This is a genomic window from Streptomyces apricus (assembly GCF_008369065.1).
Taxonomy (GTDB): domain Bacteria; phylum Actinomycetota; class Actinomycetes; order Streptomycetales; family Streptomycetaceae; genus Streptomyces; species Streptomyces apricus.
The window spans coordinates 1-2,355 of the sequence record NZ_VDFC01000163.1; the positions used below are offsets into that span (position 1 = coordinate 1).

Here is a 2,355-nt window from a genome sequence, read left to right on the forward strand (position 1 = left end):
GCCCGAAGCCCAAGCCCAACCCCGACCCGTCCCCGAATCCGGGGGGCAACGGACCGAAGGACCGTCCCGACCCCAACGCCAACCCGTACGGGAACGGCCCCGGCCTCGGCAGCAACACGCCGATCACCTTCCGGAACAACCCGCTGTCCTTCCGGAACAACACCAACCTGTGGCGCAACAGCCAGATCCTGCGCAACAACGCCGACCGGCCGGGCGCGCTGGCGGGCCACTACGGGCTCAAGGGGACGGCCGACTTCATCGCCGCCGGCGCCGGAGAGGCGCTCGCGGAGATCTTCATCAAGGGTGTCTTCGACGGCGACTGGTCCACCAGCTGGTCGACCTTCGTCGGCGCGGGTCTCAGCAGTCAGGTCGAGGCCACGCTCAGCGACACCGCGATCAACAGCGCCGCCGAACTGCGTCACGCCATCGACAAGTTGAGCATCAAGCCGCCCACCGTCTCCGCGGGCGGCACCGACACCGGCGCGCGCGACGGGGACGGCTCCACGCGCACCCGTGACGGCGACGGCACCGACAGCGCCGACGGCCCTCCGCGCACGGACCCCTCGGGCTCCACGGGCGGCGGTTCCATGAGCCCTCCGCCCTCCTCGCTCTCGCCCGTCCCCCAGCAGAGCACGGGCGCAGGCGTCGGCAACGGCACCGGTACGGACACCGGCACGGGTGACTTCGCGGGGACCGACCTGCCCCCGCCCTACACCGGCGTGGACCCGCCGCCGTACAGCAGCGTGGACCCGCCGGCGTACACGCCGGGCCCGCTGCCCGTGACCGCCGCCGAGAACGAGCTGTGGCAGCAGATCCACAACGGCACCCCGGAGGTCCGCGAGCAGGCCCTGCGCGACCTCGCGGCCCTGCGCGGCTCCGCGCCGCCCGGCAGCACCGAGATCGGCGTGCGCGACAGCCTGCACGGCAACCTGTCGCAGCTGCCCGAGGTCCGGGTGGTGCCGGCCGGGAACGGTCCCGCCGCCCAGATCGACACCGACGACGTCCGCCGCGCCCTCGACGCCTTCGGCACGCCGGTCACGGTGGACGCCCCGATCGGCACGGACTTCCAGACGGACGGCACCGCCCAGAACGCGCCGAACCCGACCGACGGCGGTCCGGTCACGTCCAACGGGCAGGTCAACCCGGCTGCGGTGGGGACGGGGACCGGCACCGGTACGGGTACCAGCACAGGTACGAGTACCAACACAGGTACGGGTACCGGCACGGGTACGAGCAGCGGCACGGGCACGGGCTCGAACAGCTCTGCCCGGCCGGGCGGTACCCCCACGGGTGGGAGCAACCAGGCCCCCGCCGGTACGCAGTCCCAGACATCCCCTGGGTCGGAGGTCACGAACCCGGCGGACGGCTCGCAGGTCACCGGCGAGGACGGCCCGCAGGTCACGAACCAGGACGGCTCGCAGGTCACGACCGAGAACGGTCCGCAGGTGACGACCGAGGACAGCTCGCAGGTCACCACCGAGAACGGTCCGCAGGTCACGACCGAGGGCGGTCCGCAGGTCTCGCAATCGACGGAGGGCGTCGCATCTCCCCAGAGCACGTCCTCTCCGGAGGTCACGACCTCTCCTGAGGCCGTGAACCCGGCGGACCGCGACGGCGCCTCCGACCTCTCCTCCGCCCCGCCGAAGGTGAGCACCACCGGGTCGTACGCGGACACCGCCAGTTCAGGTGACGTGAAGACGGGTCCGGCTCCCGCCGCCACGAACTCCCCCTCCGCCACGAACGCCCCGGCCGGTGGGACACAGGCCAAACCGTTGACGATCGTCGTCTCCGAGGTGCCGCCGCCGGGGGAGGGCGCACCCGAGGCGGCCGAGCTGCTGGACGGGGCCGGGGTCGACCGGGCCGTCGTGCTCGGCCCGGCCGTCACGCCGGACGGGGCGGGGCGTCCGGTACGCGCCGCCGTCGAGCTGACCCGCGACGCCCCGGGCGCCCCGGTCCGGGTCCGCATGCTCACCGGTCCGCCGACCGCCGTGCTGCCGGACGACACCCCGGACACCCGGAGCGCCACGGACACCGCGTTCCCGGGCGCGGACGTGCTGCTCCCGCTCGCCGACGCCCTCGGCACGGGCCCCATCCCGACCCCGTCCACGACGTCCGGCCCCGCCACACAGGGCGGCGTGACGACCGACAGCGACCCGCTCCTCGACCCGGCCACGCGCCCCAAGCTGGTCTCGGACGTGAAGACGGCCCTGGACAACATCAGGACCGTTCCGAGCATCGCGACCACCACGGACACGGCCGCACCCGTGACGGCCAAGCTCGCCACCCTGTCCCGCCCCTGGACCGAGACGGCCACCGACCTCCACCTGGAGTCGGGCAACGGAAGCGTGACCGGTG

General features: G+C 73.6%; 1 pseudogene. It reads left to right on the forward strand.

Going from position 1 to position 2,355, the window contains the following annotated elements:
• A pseudogene (locus FGF04_RS40515) lies at window positions 1-2,355 on the forward strand (hypothetical protein); the annotation flags it as partial.